Here is a 16,050-nt window from a genome sequence, read left to right as displayed (position 1 = left end):
CCTCGACTCTGCCGGGCAGGCGGTGATACTTGTTAGTAGCCGAAGAGTGAGGAGTGACAGTGGGGGAACACGCCGCCGCAAGCGGGTCAGGAATCCAACGCGAGCTGCCGGTGGCGATTCACGCCCAGATCTCTGATCGGTTTCGGTCGCGGATCGCGTCGGGGGAGTGGCCGGCGAACTACCGACTGAAGAGCGAGCCGGAGCTTGCTCGCGGACTCGGCGTGAGCAGGGGGACGCTTCGTCGCGCGATGACCACGCTCATCGAAGAAGGGCTGCTGAAGCAGGTGCGCGGGCGGGGCACATTCGTGACGTCGACGACGATCGAACCGGCGATTGCGCAGAAGCTCAGCACTCTGACCGAGGACTTCGCGCACCAGGGGATCGAGACGACGACCGAGGTGATCGAGGCGACGCTGATTGACCCGCCGCGCCCTATTGCCGCGCTGCTCGACGTCGGGCGTGGGGGCTCAGTGCTGAGGCTTGTGCGCCGCCGCAGCACTGTTGAGGGCCCGGTGGCGTTGCTGTACAACTACGTTCGTGCGGATCTCGCGCCGGGAATTGTGGATGTGGATTTCACGAAGGCCAGCCTGTTCGGCACCCTTGAGGGGCAGTTCGGACTCAAGATCTCGTCTGCGCGCCGTACGTTCAGTGCGCGAGCTGCCGAGGGACGTGTCGCCGAGTATCTCGAGCTGCCGACGGGTTCACCGGTGCAGTACCTCGAGCAGGTGACGTATCTCTCGGACGACCGCCCGATCGAGTACTCGGATGTCTGGATTCACTCGGGCCGCCTGCGTGTAACATCGCTCCTCTCCCGCCGCTGATAGCGCCCAATCGTTGTTCGCAACCCAGCCAAGCTTCTCGTTGACGTGAACGGTCGCACCCTGCTCGCGGATCTCCCTAGAATCCTTGGTAGTTGAGACAGCTGAAGGCCCGCGCACAGGATCTGGCGCGGGCCTTCAGCGTGCTAACTGGATGGACTACTCGGTGTGTGCGAGCATCTCCGAAAGAGTGTCGAGCACGTCCTCCGAGCGATCGCCCTCCACGTCAAGATAGATGCTTTCCCCCTGTTTCACCCCGAGCGAAATGATAGCGAGGATGCTGCGGGCATCGACCGCGTTCTGCCCAGGGCGTCCGATCTTCACCGTGTGTCCGCTCTCTTTCGCGTTCCTCGCAAGATCAGATGCGGGGCGCGCGTGCAGTCCCACAGAGGAACCGATGACGACTTCTCGTGTTGGCAAGATTGTTCTCCTAGTTGCGTGATTCGCTTGTTGCGACGTCAGCTTCGGCGGCCTTTTTCAGCCTGCGCGTGCGGCGCACCTCAAGCAGCGACATGAGCACGAACGCGGCGACGAGGATCACCATCCCCACCCATGGGGTCTGGAACGCCAGCATCGTCAGCATCGAATCGATCGTGTCGTGTCCGGTTCCCTCTGCGCCGACCGCCGAGAAGTGGTCGAAGAGCATGTAGGTGAGGCCAGACAGGAAGATCAGAATAAACCCGTACACGAATCCCGAGACGACTGCACCGCGGCGCCCGCCGGTCGCATTGCCCATGATCCCTGAGACACCTCCGGTGAAGAAGGCACCGATGATCGAGACGAGTGGAACCACTCCGAATGCCAGCGAGGAGGCGACCATGCCAACGAGCATCCCGGCGACGGCGGTGACGAAGCCGATCATCAGGGCGTTCGGGGCGAACATGAAGATCGCGGGAACGTCGAGCGCCGGCTTCGCGTTGGGCACAAGCTTGTCTGAGATGCCTTTGAACGCAGGTACCAGCTCGCCGAGGAACATGCGGACGCCCTGAAGGAGAACGAGCATGCCGGCCGCGAATCCGAGAGCCTGAAGCAGCCCGAAGAGGATGTAGTTGGTTCCTCCGGACAGCTCTCCGGTCCTTTCCGGTCCCGCTGCGATGACGATGGCCAGGTAGAAGACGAGCATGACTACGGAGATCGATACCGCCGTGTCTTTGAAGAAGGCAAGGCCCTTGGGGACCTTGATATCTTCGGTGCTCTTCGACTTGTTACCGACAAGGCCGCCGATGTACGCGGAAGGTACGGTGCCGAGTGTTGTCAGGTGGCCGAGAGCGAAGTCATCACTCCCGATCACCTTTCGCATGATTGGTTGGGCGATTGCGGGAAGCAGCGTGAGCAGACCACCCTGGATCACGGACCCGAGGATCATCGTCCACATCTCGTTCAGCCCGGCGGAGTAGAGACTATACGCGATCATGACCGAGGCGATCCACATCATGTGCCCGGTGAGGAAGATGTACTTCAGCGGGGTGAATCGCGCCAGGATTGCGTTGACGACGAAGCCGGCGGCGAGAATTACCGCAGACGTACTGGCGATGACTGGGATGCTCTTTTGCATCGCCGCCGAGATGAGCTCACTGCCGGTCGCGAAGCCGGCGAGCCCCGTCACTTCTTGGAAGAGAGTGACAAACGGGGAGATCGCCGCGACGATGAGCCCCGCTCCCGCGGTGAGCACAATCATGCCGAGCGCAGTCTTGACGGTGCCCGCGAAGATCTGCGCCCCATTCTTGCGCTGCAAGGCGAGACCGATGAGTGCAACGAAACCGAGAATCAGTGCCGGTGTTTTGACGACTTCTACGAGAAAATTGAGTAATTCCATGGTGGGTTCCTTATGTCCTATGACACGTTGGATTCACTGGATCAGCTCGCGTCGCGTTGGTCGAGGAACGCCTTCACGGCGTCCTTCGCCTCGTCGACGCTCACGATGTTTCGAATGAAGACCACGTTGTCGTATTCAGAGAGTTCGTCAGCGAAATCAGGGGAGGCGATGATCAGATCGCTGTCTCCTCCGCTCATTGTTCCGGCGGCCTGGTGCTCGACCTCGCTGGAGATGCCGAGTGCCTGCATGGCTTTCTCTACGGTCATCTTGAGGATCAGGCTCGATCCCATTCCTAGACCGCAGACGCACACGATTTTCATAGTTGTGCTCCGTTTCTTCGGGCTCAAAGGCCCGAGATCATGTGTGAGTATTTCGCGATGTGCGCCGCGTTGATGGCATCGCCCTTGTCGAGGTTTGCGCTGACGTAAATCGGCGGAATCGTTCCGGCGTCGACGCAGTTCTGCACGGTCTGCGCGATGATCGACTCGATGACGGTGACGCCGAGCACGGTTGATGTTCCGCAGAATCGACCTTCAAGGCCATCCGCCGAGAGAACGGCGTCGCCGCTCACGCATTTGATGTCGACGACGACATCCGCAACATCCTTGAGGTTCTTTCCGCTTGAATGACGGGATGTTGTTGAGCTGGCGAACTCCTCAGATACCAGAGCCACAACTTTCATGCCGATCTCTTGAGCGGCAAGTGCCATGTCGACTCCTGCCGGGTTGCGGCCGGAAATCGAGACGATGATCATGGTGTCTCTGGGGTCCGTGTCTTCGAGTGCCAGGTACTCCTGCGAGAATCCCTCGAGACGCTCCTGGTATGTGCTGAGCTTCGCCTTGGGGAACAGCGCGAGGTGCGGGGTGAGAAGCGCATTCACCGGCACGAGTCCGCCCGCGCGGTAGAACACCTCCATAGCGAAAATCTGCGAGTGACCGCATCCGAAAACATGGATGACGCGGTCATCGAGAACAGACTGAGCGCAGTGCTGTGCCGACTGCTGAATTGAGTCGGCCTCGTCGTCGAACTGTTTCCGTAGCTGCTGGGATACGACGTCGTAGTACTCATGGCTTTTCATCGCGGTGCTCCAATCGTTTGAGGGTGTTCAGGATGTCGTCGGGCGACCCGGTAGTACGAAGAAGCTGCAGGAGTTTGTCGTCGCCGAGGCCTGTGGCGAGTTCGCGCATGAGATCGATATGGCTGTCGTTGTCGGTCGCGGCGAGCACGAACGCCGCAGTGATTCGCGCCTCATTCAGATACACCGGATGCTTGAGGAGAGCGAGGCTGAGGGCGATGCGCTGCACACCTGCCTCGGGCCGCCCGTGAAAGAGGGCGATGTCGTCGACAACGACCATGTACGAGCCGTACCGGGTGACTGTTTCCTTGATCGAATCGAGAAACTCAGGAGTTACTGCTCCGCGACTGACGAGCGGCGCACCGGCTATGTCGACGAGTTCCTCCCAGCTGTCGCACGTGACGTCGGCGAGCAACGTCTCGCGGGTCAGCAATTCTGTGATCATCGTCGTGGTCCCCCTGACATCGATGTCGTCTGGTGTTCGTGGTGGCCGAGATTGCCTCGATCAGAATCCAGCATTGTGGGTGTGGGGAGAGGGAGCCAATATGTCGACTTCCGGGTTGAAGGAAGCGGTCTCCTGGGAGAGGCTGGCTGGCCGGGATACGATCTCACCGACGGAGGCGAAGTGGCTTATGACTGATCGACGATCCGAGCTTGTTCGGATGGTGAGAGACGCCGATTCTGCGTTGCCCGGATCGCAACTCGCCGAGCTGCTCGGGGTGTCGACCCGCAGCATCCGTCAATTCGTGTCTGACATCAACCGCAGCGCGGGCCGCATGGTGATCCAGTCGTCGCACCGCGGCTATGTGCTCGATCGCTCAGAGCACGAGGTCTGGGCACACGGTGAAACCTTCGCGACCGGTAACGGTCGAGGGCCGCGAGAACGTCTCTATTTCATAGCGCGACATCTCGTTAGTTATTCAGACGTGGAGACCGACATCTACGATCTCGCTGACACCCTCTACGTGAGCCCCGCGACGATCGAAGCCGATCTGACTCGTGCTCGGGAGCTGTTTCGGCTGCACGGGCTTTCGATTCGGCGGGAGCGCGAGCTACTTTCGCTTGAGGGTGACGAGCGCGAGAAGCGCAGCCTCGTGAAGCATCTCTTTCTTGACGCCGGGCGCGGTTTCACACCTCAGATGATGCGTGAGTTCGTTGAGGCGTACCGAGACTATAACCTCCGTGTGACTTCGCAAGAGATTCAGCGATCCATTATGGATCTTGGGTGGGACATCGACGAATACTCGCTTAACGATGTGCTGGTGCATGTGACGATTGCGGCCGACCGGGTGCGTCTTGGGCACCGAATTGCCGTGCTTAACGAGACCAACGCGCAATTGCCGGATGCGCTTTCAGCGTTCACGGCCGAGCTCACGAAGGTTGTGGACGAGAACTTCGGTGTGGTGCTTCCGGAGGCGGAGGCACATCGACTGACGCAGCTCGTGGCATCGCGAGTCAAGCGATCCGGCTCCACGGCGGATCCCGTCGAATTGCCTCCTGAGATCGTGACGATCGTTCGCGACGCGCTTCGCGATGTCTCGGAGTTCTACCTTCTCGATCTCTATGATGAGAGTGCCGTTCGCGGGATTGCACTCCATGTCTGGCGACTTCAGGAACGTTCGTCCCAGGGAATTCAGGCCCGTAACCCTCTGGGAGAAACGTTCAAGAACTCCCATCCGCTGGTGTATGAAGTCGCACTGTTTTTCGCCGAGCGGGTGGAAGAGAAGGCGTCGGTTCAGATTGCCGCAGATGAGGTCGACTTTCTCGCTTTCCACTTGGGCACTCAGGTTCAGAAGCAGCTCGAAAAGGGGCCGCTCGTGACTGTGACCGTGGTCGATGTTTCGCCGTTCGCGTCGGGGCATTCTCGCATCGTTGATTCGGTAGCATCCCGCCTGGCTGGGCAGGGAGTCGTTGTGGATGTTGTCACTGCGCTTGACTTCGATTGGGAACTGATCTCGTCAGACATCGTTGTCTCGACGATCGATCTCGAAGGTCTTGTCTCGGTTCCCACCATTCTGGTCAGCCCGTTGATGGGCGAAGAGGATGCCGAGAGAATTGAGGAGATTGTCAAGAACCGTCGCAAAAAGGTGGCAAAACAGCGGCTCCGTTCACGGATTGCGGAGCTCATCGAGCCAGAGCTCTTTCACAGCGTCGACACCATCTCTCAGCACGAGGCACTCTCGCTGATGTGCCGCAAGATGGTCGCAGCGAAGGCCGTGTCACCGGGTTTTCTCGAGTCGGTCGAGGGGCGCGAGAGGAAGTCGAGTACGGCGTTCGGCGGGCAGTTTGCGATCCCTCATTCGATGCAGGCCGACGCGTGCCGGTCGGCGATTTCTGTGCTCGTGGCCGGGCGTGGCATCTCTTGGGGCGAGTCAACGGTCCGGATCGTTGTGCTTTTCGCCGTCAGCTCTGATGATGCGCAGGTATTTCGTGATGTGCTCGGAGAATTCATCCCCGTGCTCTCTGACCCGGAGAATTTGGCGACGTTGCTGGAATCGGGGGAGAGAAGCGAGTGTTTTGTGAAGAGCCTGTCGCGAATCCTTTCCTGATGCTTTTGCCTTCGCGGCAGCTCGTGCCTCCAACCGAGAAGTTGCGCGGATATTCAGTTGATGTCGAACTCGTTGCCCTCGGGGTCGCGCATTGCGATCGCGTAATGGTCGAGCCCCTCGGTTTCGAGGACCCGGGTCGCCGTAGCACCGAGTTTGGTGAGACGCTCGGCTTCGTCATCAACGCGCTGCTTGCGCGTCGGCAGAGGGATGCTGCGGCCGCCGCTCGCATTGATATCGAGGTGAAGACGGTTCTTCAGCGACTTCTTCTCGGGCACGATCTGGAACCAGATGCGTGGGCCCTGGCCTGCCGGATCGACGATCGAGTCGAACCCGATGCCGAGCTCGTCTTCCGGAACACCGACGCTGCGCCAATAGTCGTCCCACGTTGCAAAGCCGTCAGGTGCGGGCTCGAGCCGGTAGTGCAATGCGTCGGCCCAGAACCGTGCAAGTAATTCTGGGTCGGTGCAGTCGATGACCATCTGAAAACGCACCATTGTCGTGTCCTTCTATTGCGGTGCTAGCTTGTCGTGACCAGTCTTGCACCGGCGCCGGACACTGCGCGCGATCTTCTATTACAGATCCGCGATCGAGGGCTGTAGCCTACGACGCGCTCGTGCTGTGGGCTCGCTTCGATTCGCTCCAGCCGCGCAGAGCACCGCAGTACGTTTGGAACAACCTGTCAGCCGCCTCACTCTGACTGAGACCTACTGTCTCCAGAAGGTCGAAGATCTCGCGGGGGTCGAACAGAATGTTCCACAGGAAGAGTCCCTCGTCACCCGGGTCATCGATCTCAAGCGCGACGGCCGCTGAGGATACTGCGGGCCCAAGCGCATCGGCTTGGACCGTAAGGTACGGTGCATCAGAGCGCAGTCGCGCAAGATACCCTTCTCGCGAACGCGTGATCACCATGGCTCGACCATGTTTGACGACCAGGCGAATCCACTCGGAGCAGATGGCGCCGAGCAGATCTGCCCCCGTTGTCGTCTGCTTCTTGCTGAACTCGAGAAGTTTGAGCCCGACGTCGTACCGAAACTGCTGGAGCAGCTCATCGACAGAAGCGAAGTGGCGGTAGGCCGTTGCCGTAGATACCTCAGCCTTCTCGGCGACATCGGTCATGCGGACCTCGTGGCCGCGTGAGGCGACAAGTCGTGCGGCGGATTTGATCAGTCGATGCCGATTTCGCTCCGTATCGCTGCGCACCTTTACTCCTGTTCGTGTCTGAATTATGAGACTACCGCGGGGGAGTCTCGGTTGTGTGTTCTGTCGTGCGTGGTCATTCCGTCACGATACGCGTCGGCGCGGGTCAGCGGGTCAGCGGGTCAGCGGGTCGTGCGGAGAGCTTCGAGTGTGATTCTTGGCCCTCATCGTTCCCCCGCCAGGTGCTCGATCCGAGGGAGCTGCTCAAAGATCTGGGCGACAATGGCCGTGACCGCATCGCGGATGTCAACCTCAAAACCGATTTCGTCGGGCGAAAGCGCTTGGAGTGTTGACAGCTGACTCTCCAGCAGAGAGGCCGGCATGAAGTGCCCATGTCTGCTCGATTGGCGTTGTGCGATCAGATCTGCGTCGCCAGTTGCGTGCACAAAGATCACGTTGGGCACCTCCCAGCGAATCGCATCACGATAGATGCGTTTCAGGGCAGAGCATGCGAGAACCAGACCAGAATCTCGATAGTCCCGCAACGTGCGCCCAATGTCCGCGAGCCAGGGGAGCCTGTCGCTATCGTTCAGCGCGATGCCGTGAGACATCTTCTGCACGTTCGTTTGCGGATGAAGACGATCTCCATCGATGAAATCAATCCCGAGCTTGTCCGCGAGCGCTGCGCCGATCGTACTCTTTCCGCAACCGGAGACTCCCATCACCACGATCAGAGGCGGGGGTGGGGCTGGCGCTTCGACTGTCATTGTGAGAACTCCAGAAGAACCTTTCCCGACGTTGATGGGTCGGCGGCCACCTTGAACGCGTGCAATGCGTCAGTCACGGGGAATGAGTGCGTGACGACACTGTCGATGTTCAAGCTGCCGTCGGCGAGTGCATCAATCACGAGGTCAATTTCGTCATTGAACCGGAACGAACCGACGAGGGTGAGTTCTCGTGTGATCGCGAGCGACGCGAGCACGGGCTGCTCGCCGCTGGGTAGCAATCCCACCATCACGACGGTTCCTCCGCGTGTTGCTCCGCGGATCGCCGAGGCCAAGCCGCGATGATTCCCTGACGACTCGATCACGATGTCGGCATCCACTGACGCAATGGCGTCTGTGTCGTCGGCGCGGAGCGTCCGTGTCGCGCCGACGGCGGTTGCAATCGACAGCGGAAAGTCGTGAACGTCGACCGCGACGATCTCCGCAGCGCCAGCGCGATTCGCCACGGCGATCGCAAGTGTGCCGATCGGGCCGCTGCCGATGACGAGGACGCGCTTGCCGGCCACCTCGCCGCTTCGCGAGACAGCGTGCCATGCGACGCTCGCGGGCTCGATGAGCGCAGCAGTGCGCAGGTCGAGCCCGTCCGGTAGCGGACGGAGCATCGACGTCTTCAGCGCCACCTGGCTGGCGAACGCGCCCTCGCAGTGTGGAAACCGGGCGGCTGAACCGAGGTAGCTGATGCCTGCAGATAGGTTTGGCCGGTCAGTGGGGAAGCGGATGTCGCTGGGCTCCCAGCTCGCCGGGTGCACCGCGACGCGAGTTCCTTCGGTGGGGCCAGAGCCATCGGATGCCGCATGCGACACCGTTCCGACAACTTCGTGTCCGAGCACCATGGGGGCACGGAGAATCGACTCACCGACAGCGCCGTGCTTCCAATAGTGGAGGTCAGACCCGCAGACACCACCGAACGCGACGTTGATGATCGCCTCGTGGGACTGAGCAACAGGTGCAGGTATCTCCTCGACACGCAAGTCATCGGCACCGTGTGCGACAACAGCGATAGAAGCTTGTCCTTCTGAATCAATGAGCATGTTTGTCTCGTCTCTTCGTAGCCGCGCTAGACGACGACGGTCATTCCGCCGTCGACGAACAGGACCTGTCCGTTTACGTAGTCCGAGGCCTCTGACGCCAGAAAAACCGCGGGGCCAACGAGATCCTCCACTGTGCCCCAGCGGTGTGCGGGCGTGCGACCCAGAATCCACTCGTTAAACGCCGGATCATCGACGAGCTTCTGCGTCATCTCCGTGTGAATGTATCCGGGGGCCAAACCATTGATCTGCAGTCCAGATGGTGCCCATTCAGCGGTCATTGCTCGCGTCAGATTGCGCAGTGCTCCCTTGGCGGCGGTGTACGGGCCAATCGTCTGACGTGCGAGTTCCGTCTGCACGGAGCAGATATTGACCACCTTGCCATGGCCGCGATCGACCATGCCTCGAGCAACAGCTCGCCCGACGACGAATGCGCTCGTGAGATTGATATCGACGACGCGGCGCCAAGCCTCGAGGCTCACGTCAAGAAGCGGCTCACGGTGCTGAACTCCGGCATTGTTCACCACGATGTCGATCGGGCCGATGTCTGACTCAATCGAGGCGACGGCCGCGTTGACCTGCTCTTCATCGACGACGTCGAAGGCGCGCGACTCCACACGTGCCGCACCGAACTTATTGGCCAGAGATGCCTGTGTTTCCGCGAGTCGTGTCGTGTTGATGCCGTTCAGCACTATTCGAGCGCCCGCCTCAGCGAGTCCATTCGCGATGCTGAGCCCGATGCCCCGGCTCGACCCCGTGATCAGGGCCGTTTTGCCACTCAAGTCAAATGTCATCTGCCACTTCTTTCGTCAGTAGAACTCGACGGTGTTGACGCGGTTTCGCATGGGAGTTCCGTCAAGCAACCGACCTGCATTGTCCGCAAAGAGTTCAGCAATACGACGCTCTTCACGATCGTCAAGAGCCGCAGTGTGCGGGCTGATCAGTACGTCATCCCTGTGCCACAGTGGGCTGTCGGCAGGCAGCGGCTCTGCTTCGAAGACATCGAGCGCCGCGAAACCGATCTGGCCCGATGCCAGCGCCCAGACGAGTGCCTCCTCATCGATGACGGTCCCTCGGCCAACGTTCACCAAAGTCGCCCCGGACTTTACAGCCGAGAAGAATGCGTCGCCGAGCAAATGGTGTGTGGCATCCGTGCCGGGCAGCGTATTGACGACTGCATCCATCAGGTGAGCCTCAGAGACGATATCCTCCGGCCGCACGATGCGGCTGACACCGGCGGTGTCAGCGTCGTGGCGTGCGACGGCAACGACCGTTGCTCCCAGCGCATCGAGCTTGCGTGCGACGATGCTGCCGATGCCCCCGAGCCCGAGAACGAGAACTGTCTGATCGGCCACCTGCTGCATGCTCCAACGTCCACTCCACTGGCGGTCGCGCTGCTGGCGTCGGAGGCGAGCGAGCGATTTCGCGCCGGCGAAGACGCCGAAGACCGCGAATTCGGCGAGAGGATGCCCGTGCACGCCCGCTGATGTCGTAAACGCGATGCGTTCGAGCTGTTCGGAGGTCAGGTTCGCGCCTCGCACCTGACTTCCGCCGCCGGCTGCCATGGTGTGAACCCAGCGCAATCGCGAATTGGCCGCGGCAACGCGGGCGAGAGCGCTCGGATCTACATCGGGGATGCCGTAGAGGGCGTCGGCGCCGTCAACAAGCTGAGTGAAGCGCGCCTGTTGCTCGGGTGTTCGTGAGAATTCCGGGTCGCCCGAGTAGTCGGCTGCCCACCGCATCGGAGGCAGCAGATCGGGCTCGTACATCAGCTCGACGCGGGGTTCGTGTTGGGTGATCCACGCGGCGTCGTCGCCGGAGAGCGGAGCAGCGACGGCGACCCGTAGTTGGCGCGAGATCATGCGTGTTGCTTCCTCAACGTTGCGACTTCGGCATCCTTGCTCTCCTCGAGAGCGACGATCTCTCTGACGGCAGCGATGACCTCGGCCGCCCGGTGCGGCGGAATGATGATGACCCCGTCACCGTCAGCGGCAACGATGTCACCCGGATTGACGACGACACCGCCAATGGCGACAGGTTCGCCGATGCTCCCCGGGCCGTTCTTCCACGGACCGGCGGGCGTCAGCCCGCGAGCGAAGATGGGGATTCCCAGCTCTGCGATGATGTCTCGGTCTCGTACATAACCGTCAACGACAGCGCCCGCTGCCCCGAAGAGGTCAAACCGCTGGGCGAGGTTGTCTCCGAGAATCGCGCGCCCCTCGTAGCCGGACGCATTGATGACGACAACATCGCCCGGCCTGATGTGATCGAGCGCGGCGATGACAGCCTTGTTGTCGCCAGCGACGGTCATTACGGGCAGAGCCGTGCCGACGGATCGTGCTCCGGGCCAGATTGGTGCTATGCCGCCGTCTACGATGTTGAGACGGTCGAGAGCATCGCCGAGGTTGGCGACGGAATGCTGGCGCAGCTCCTCCAGGATCGCGTTGTCGACGCGCTCCCACTCTGGCGCGACCCGAACGTTATTCTCTGACATTGATGTATCTCCTTCTCATGGACGGATTGCCCAGCCGAGAACACACTGTTGCGACAGATACCGTGTCGTTGAGAAGAGCCATGTGTGATCCTTCATCAGAATAGTTTCTGAATTGCGAATATGTTCTCGTTTCACTTCGAGCTAGTGTGCCTCGAATACCGATAAGAATCAACCCCAGGCTCGTCTTCGATTCGGCTTCGATCTGTCGAATCCTTGATCGGGCCTGGGTGGACTTGACCTCAGAAAAATGTGACTCTATTCTCATATGTGAGTCGAGTCACATCTTGTCACCATCTGCCTACCGCTATATCTACCCAGATCGATTCAGCTAGTCGGCGTACCCACGTCGTGAATGCATGTGTCGTCGGAGACACCATGTGAACGATTGCTAGGCTCACCACGAGGGTGAGCTGAATGAGCGAAAGCGAGCTCCTATGACAGCTTCAGAAAGACTCGATACCACAGCGGTCAAGGTCGCCACCGCGGACGGGGCCGTCGTCAGAAGAGCGACGATCGCCGGTTCGATCGGTTCATTCGTCGAATGGTACGACTACGGAATCTACGGGCTTCTCACGACCTACCTCGCCGTCAGCTTGATGGGCGGTGCCGAAATCGGGGATCTCTTCCTGACGAACGTCGGTTTTCTCGTGAGTTTCGTTGCGCGTCCATTTGGAAGCGTGATCTGCGGCTACCTCGGAGACAAAGTTGGGCGTAGAACTCTGCTCGCCACTCTTCTGCTTCTCATCTCCGGCTCAACGGCTGCCATCGGGTTGATCCCCTCGGCCGAGGTCATCGGAATCGCAGCGCCGATTTTACTTCTCTCGCTGCGGGTGCTTCAGGGAATATCGGCAGGCGGCGAAGTCGCTGGCGCCATGTCGTTCGTTGGAGAGTACGCTCGGGACCGTCACCGCAACTTCTCGATGAGCTTTATCGCCGTCGGTTCATTCGTCGCTCTCATGTTTGGGAGCGCATTCTCTGCCTTCCTGATTACCGTGCTCGGAGACGACACGATGACCAGTTGGGGATGGCGTGTGCCTTTCCTTCTTGCTGCGCCGCTCGGATACATCGGCTTCTACATTCGTCGGAAGATGGAGGAGACTCCCCACTTCGAAGCGCTCCGTGAACGCAACGACGTCGAGCGCAACCCTCTAAAAACAGCATTCACGTCGAAACGCCACCTTAAGGCGATCCTCATCACGATCCTTCTTCCCGCACTCAACGGTCCGGGCTACTATCTGCTCTTCGCGTACATGCCGACGTACCTCAAGACGTCGCTCGGTGAGCACAGCTTCTCAATGCTTCAGTCACTCAGCGTCACGGCGATCAGCCTCATAGCGATTATCATCTGCATCCCGCTGATGGCACGCCTCTCCGATCGAATCGGACGCAAGCCTGTGCTCGCGTTCTCGGCTCTTGCCATGGCAATCGTGTCCTATCCGATGTTCGTGCTCATCGCCACGGGAGATTTCGCGCTCGCCACTATCGGAACCGTGGTGCTGGCTGTGTCGTTCTCCGGCCACGCCGCCGTTGTCCACACGGTACTGACGGAGATGTTCCCGACGACCGTGCGATACTCCGCCTACAGCATCGGGTTCAGCATCTCCACAATCATTTTCGGCGGAAGCGCGCCGCTCATCATGACCGAACTGATTCAGATCACTGGTTCGAGCATTATTCCGGCTTTTGCCTCGATTATCACCGCGGTCATCACCCTTGTCACTGTGCTTTTCCTCACAGAGACGAAGGGGCAGCCGCTTCGGTCGTACTAGCTCACAACTCGAAGGAGCATCAATTATGGGAATCAACTCGGTTGCGGTCGTCGCAGACCTTGGTGAGAGTTTTGGAAACTACACGATCGGTGATGACGACGCACTGCTGGGACTCGTCACCTCATCGAACATCGCATGCGGCTTCCATGCGGGGGACCCTCGCGTTATGGAACGTACCGTTCGCGAATGCGTCGACCGCGGGATTGAACTCGGAGCGCACCCGGGGTACCCGGACCTCGTGGGTTTCGGCCGTCGCCTGATCGAAGCGACAGAAGATGAGATTCGTACCGACGTCCTCTACCAAATCGGTGCGCTTGACGCCTTCGCGAAGACCAACGGAGCCGCGATCAGCCACGTCGCTCCCCACGGCCGCATGGGCTCGATCGCTCAAACGGATGACAAGCACGCTCGTGCCATCACGGATGCCGTTGCGGCGTATAACAAGGACTACATCGTGATCTGCCAGCGCGGCGTTCTCGCGGAGGAATCAGTGAAGCGGGGCCTCAAAGTGGGCTATGTCTTCCTTGCAGACCGCGGATACGGTGACGACGGCTGGCCCGTGCCGCGATCGCACGAAGGCGGGCTGATCTACGATCCCGAGCAGATCGGGCAGCGAGCAGTTCAGGTCGTCCGCGACGGAACTGTGCGCTCGGTGACGGGCAATGTTGTACCCCTCGGCCACGATGCCGATGTTCTTCTTCTGCACGGCGACCATCCGGCCGTTTTGGAGAACGGCAACGCTCTCCGTGCGCATCTTTCGGATGCGGGAATCAATGTCACGGGACTGCGGGACGTGCTCGCTGAGAAGGAAAGCGCGCGAAACCGCTGACGCGCTTCGCCACAACGCCATGACTGCAACAGTCCACATCCCATTAACCGTCGAGTCCTTCGGGGACTCAGCGGTGATGGTCTCTGTCACCGACGACGACCAGCGGGTGCGCAGAAGCGCAATTGTGGATCTCAGAGAGCGTCTCCTCGCTCGTCGCCCACACGGCGTCTGCGATGTCGTGGCGGGACTCGAATCTCTGCTTATCGAGTTTGATCCGATCACCACGTCAGCGATCCATATTGAGTACGTGGTGCATCTTCTCGCCGAGATGCCGCCTGCTGGTGCCGTGCCTGAGAACGCGGCCCGTCGGCACTTCGATATCCCTGTCGTCTTCGACGATGAAACCGGGCCAGATCTGGCGGAGGTGGCCGACGAACTCGGAATTGGCGTTCCGGAGCTCGTCGAACGGATATGTGCGTCGCGCTTTACGATCTCGCTGCTTGCAGCAGCCATGGCACCAATGATGGACGGACTCGATGTGCCGCGAGCGGTGCGCCGCCGTCGCGAACCCCGAACAAATGTCCCCCAAGGGTCGATCATGATCGCCGGCGAGAATGCGATCATCCAACCGTTCCCTGGACCGACGGGGTGGCGCGTTATCGGTCGAACACCGCACACCATCGTCGATATTGCGCGCGAGAGCCCTGTCTCGTTCGCGCCCGGTGACACAGTGACGTTCACTTCGGTGTCAGCGGCTGATGCTCGCCGAATCGATGGCGAATTTCTCGTGGCGGCGAACGGATGAGCACGACAATTCACGTGACCAGCGCGGGCTGGATGACCACCTTCCAAGATCTTGGCAGACGGGATGCTGAACGCCTCGGGGTTCCCACGGGTGGAGCAGCCGATCAACATTCTGCAGCGGTCGCGAACATCCTTGTGGGAAACGGGTACGGGGACACGCTCATCGAGAGCATTGGAGGTGAGCTTGCGCTCGTGCCCGAGGGGAACATCCTTGTCGCAGTGACGGGCGCGCCCGTTGACGTCACGGTGAATGGCGCTCGTGTTGAGCCCTGGAGCCCCGTCGTAGTTCCACGAAGTCAGGAGCTCCGCATCCGCGAGACCGGTGGTGGCATGCGCACCTACCTTGCCATCAATGGGCACGTGCACTCCGAGCGTTTTCTGGGGAGCACAGCACCCGATCCTCGCATGGGCTTCACGCAGAAAATCGGCGTCGGAGAATCGCTGTTCGTCGACACGTCGTTTGCCGGATTCAAACGCGACTACTTTGACCAGCCGCTCTTCAGACTGCCCTCGCCGACGCTGGACTTTCCCGCGAACTCATGGACGATCGATATCGTCGAGGGGCGAGCACTCGAACAGATCCCGAGTATGCGCGAACTGCTGTCCGAGTCAACATATGTTGTCACTGATCGATCGAATCATGTGGGGCTCCGGCTCGACGGCCCCGTAGCCCACCCCGAGAGCGATGATGAGATCGTGTCACACGGCGTGCCGATTGGCGCGCTCGAGGTGCCCCACGCTGACGAGCTCATTGTATTGGGGCGATATCGGACGCTGACCGCGGGCTATCCCATCGTCGGATTCGCCACACGGGCTTCACTGGCGCTGCTCGGTCAGGCCGGCCCCGGGAGGCACCTGCGTTTTCGCTGGGTCGATCACGAGGCAGCGGTGCGCAAGGAGACTCAACGACGGTTGTCACTGGACGGACTTCGATTCGCGGTGCGGGAAGCGTTTGATGCGCTCGGATTCTCGCAGCCATGACTGCCGCACTTCTGTGACGTAACAG

General features: G+C 60.4%; 18 protein-coding genes. 6 read left to right on the top strand and 12 right to left on the bottom strand.

All coding sequences use genetic code 11. The features are described 5' to 3' along the window. The first annotated feature begins 59 nt into the window (after nt 1–59). Nucleotides 60–821 (top strand): GntR family transcriptional regulator, encoded by a 762-nt coding sequence (locus HCR76_RS15575; RefSeq protein WP_235934497.1) that lies wholly within the window; start codon nt 60–62, stop codon nt 819–821. A gap of 156 nt (nt 822–977) precedes the next feature. On the opposite strand, the gene HCR76_RS15570 is transcribed toward HCR76_RS15575, so the two are convergent. The 5 genes from HCR76_RS15570 to HCR76_RS15550 are packed head-to-tail and all read right to left on the bottom strand — an operon-like array spanning nt 978 to nt 4,154. Further along, entirely contained in the window at nt 978–1,238 is a 261-nt protein-coding gene (locus tag HCR76_RS15570) for an HPr family phosphocarrier protein (RefSeq protein WP_166987217.1), read from the bottom strand. Nucleotides 1,239–1,248: 10 nt separating this feature from the next. Further along, on the bottom strand, nt 1,249–2,634 hold the full coding sequence (ulaA, locus tag HCR76_RS15565; RefSeq protein ID WP_166987220.1) for a PTS ascorbate transporter subunit IIC: 1,386 nt from the start codon (nt 2,632–2,634) through the stop codon (nt 1,249–1,251). Between the two features lie 41 nt (nt 2,635–2,675). Continuing rightward, on the bottom strand, nt 2,676–2,954 hold the full coding sequence (locus tag HCR76_RS15560; RefSeq protein WP_166987223.1) for a PTS sugar transporter subunit IIB: 279 nt from the start codon (nt 2,952–2,954) through the stop codon (nt 2,676–2,678). A 23-nt stretch (nt 2,955–2,977) separates the two neighbouring features. Then, nucleotides 2,978–3,712 carry a sugar isomerase domain-containing protein gene (locus tag HCR76_RS15555; RefSeq protein WP_166987226.1) on the bottom strand — a complete coding sequence of 245 codons (735 nt, stop codon included), beginning with the start codon at nt 3,710–3,712 and terminating at the stop codon, nt 2,978–2,980. Continuing rightward, nucleotides 3,699–4,154, bottom strand: coding sequence for a PTS sugar transporter subunit IIA (locus HCR76_RS15550; RefSeq protein WP_166987229.1), 456 nt, complete (start codon nt 4,152–4,154; stop codon nt 3,699–3,701). The genes HCR76_RS15555 and HCR76_RS15550 overlap by 14 nt, the downstream gene beginning before the upstream one ends. A gap of 187 nt (nt 4,155–4,341) precedes the next feature. Between HCR76_RS15550 and HCR76_RS15545 the strand changes: the two genes are divergently transcribed. After that, the gene (locus tag HCR76_RS15545) at nt 4,342–6,258 is read left to right on the top strand and encodes a BglG family transcription antiterminator (protein ID WP_166987233.1); all 1,917 of its coding nucleotides are present in this window, start codon (nt 4,342–4,344) and stop codon (nt 6,256–6,258) included. A 53-nt stretch (nt 6,259–6,311) separates the two neighbouring features. Here the strand turns inward: HCR76_RS15545 and HCR76_RS15540 are convergent, their stop codons facing one another. The 7 genes from HCR76_RS15540 to HCR76_RS15510 form a co-directional block, all read right to left on the bottom strand. Then, on the bottom strand, nt 6,312–6,752 hold the full coding sequence (locus HCR76_RS15540; protein ID WP_166987235.1) for a VOC family protein: 441 nt from the start codon (nt 6,750–6,752) through the stop codon (nt 6,312–6,314). 106 nt (nt 6,753–6,858) lie between these two features. Further along, a complete protein-coding gene (locus tag HCR76_RS15535; RefSeq protein ID WP_166987238.1) occupies nt 6,859–7,458 on the bottom strand; it encodes a TetR/AcrR family transcriptional regulator in 600 nt (199 codons plus the stop codon). Between the two features lie 161 nt (nt 7,459–7,619). Beyond that, nucleotides 7,620–8,162 carry a gluconokinase gene (locus tag HCR76_RS15530; RefSeq protein WP_244971423.1) on the bottom strand — a complete coding sequence of 181 codons (543 nt, stop codon included), beginning with the start codon at nt 8,160–8,162 and terminating at the stop codon, nt 7,620–7,622. Beyond that, entirely contained in the window at nt 8,159–9,211 is a 1,053-nt protein-coding gene (locus HCR76_RS15525; protein ID WP_166987240.1) for an L-idonate 5-dehydrogenase, read from the bottom strand. The genes HCR76_RS15530 and HCR76_RS15525 overlap by 4 nt, the downstream gene beginning before the upstream one ends. Nucleotides 9,212–9,237: 26 nt before the next feature. After that, complete coding sequence (locus tag HCR76_RS15520) at nt 9,238–10,002, bottom strand: SDR family oxidoreductase (RefSeq protein ID WP_166987243.1); 765 nt, start codon at nt 10,000–10,002, stop codon at nt 9,238–9,240. A gap of 15 nt (nt 10,003–10,017) precedes the next feature. After that, nucleotides 10,018–11,070 carry a D-2-hydroxyacid dehydrogenase gene (locus HCR76_RS15515; RefSeq protein ID WP_166987246.1) on the bottom strand — a complete coding sequence of 351 codons (1,053 nt, stop codon included), beginning with the start codon at nt 11,068–11,070 and terminating at the stop codon, nt 10,018–10,020. Next, nucleotides 11,067–11,702 (bottom strand): RraA family protein, encoded by a 636-nt coding sequence (locus HCR76_RS15510; RefSeq protein WP_166987249.1) that lies wholly within the window; start codon nt 11,700–11,702, stop codon nt 11,067–11,069. Before HCR76_RS15510 ends, HCR76_RS15515 begins: the two co-directional genes overlap by 4 nt. A 434-nt stretch (nt 11,703–12,136) precedes the next feature. On the opposite strand from HCR76_RS15510, the gene HCR76_RS15505 reads away from it, so the two are divergent. From HCR76_RS15505 to HCR76_RS15490, 4 genes are read left to right on the top strand one after another with little or no spacing between them, the layout of a single operon-like run. Further along, nucleotides 12,137–13,471 carry an MFS transporter gene (locus HCR76_RS15505; RefSeq protein WP_166987251.1) on the top strand — a complete coding sequence of 445 codons (1,335 nt, stop codon included), beginning with the start codon at nt 12,137–12,139 and terminating at the stop codon, nt 13,469–13,471. A 25-nt stretch (nt 13,472–13,496) separates the two neighbouring features. After that, nucleotides 13,497–14,300, top strand: a complete 804-nt coding sequence (locus HCR76_RS15500; RefSeq protein ID WP_166987254.1) for a 5-oxoprolinase subunit PxpA — start codon at nt 13,497–13,499, stop codon at nt 14,298–14,300. A gap of 19 nt (nt 14,301–14,319) precedes the next feature. Next, nucleotides 14,320–15,045, top strand: a complete 726-nt coding sequence (locus tag HCR76_RS15495; RefSeq protein ID WP_166987257.1) for a 5-oxoprolinase subunit B family protein — start codon at nt 14,320–14,322, stop codon at nt 15,043–15,045. Continuing rightward, a complete protein-coding gene (locus HCR76_RS15490) occupies nt 15,042–16,025 on the top strand; it encodes a 5-oxoprolinase subunit C family protein (RefSeq protein WP_166987260.1) in 984 nt (327 codons plus the stop codon). The genes HCR76_RS15495 and HCR76_RS15490 overlap by 4 nt, the downstream gene beginning before the upstream one ends. The last annotated feature ends 25 nt before the right edge of the window (nt 16,026–16,050 follow it).

Source organism: Paramicrobacterium chengjingii (assembly GCF_011751765.2).
GTDB classification, from domain to species: domain Bacteria; phylum Actinomycetota; class Actinomycetes; order Actinomycetales; family Microbacteriaceae; genus Paramicrobacterium; species Paramicrobacterium chengjingii.
Note: the sequence above shows the minus strand (reverse complement) of the source record. Positions and strands in the feature narration are given on the sequence as shown.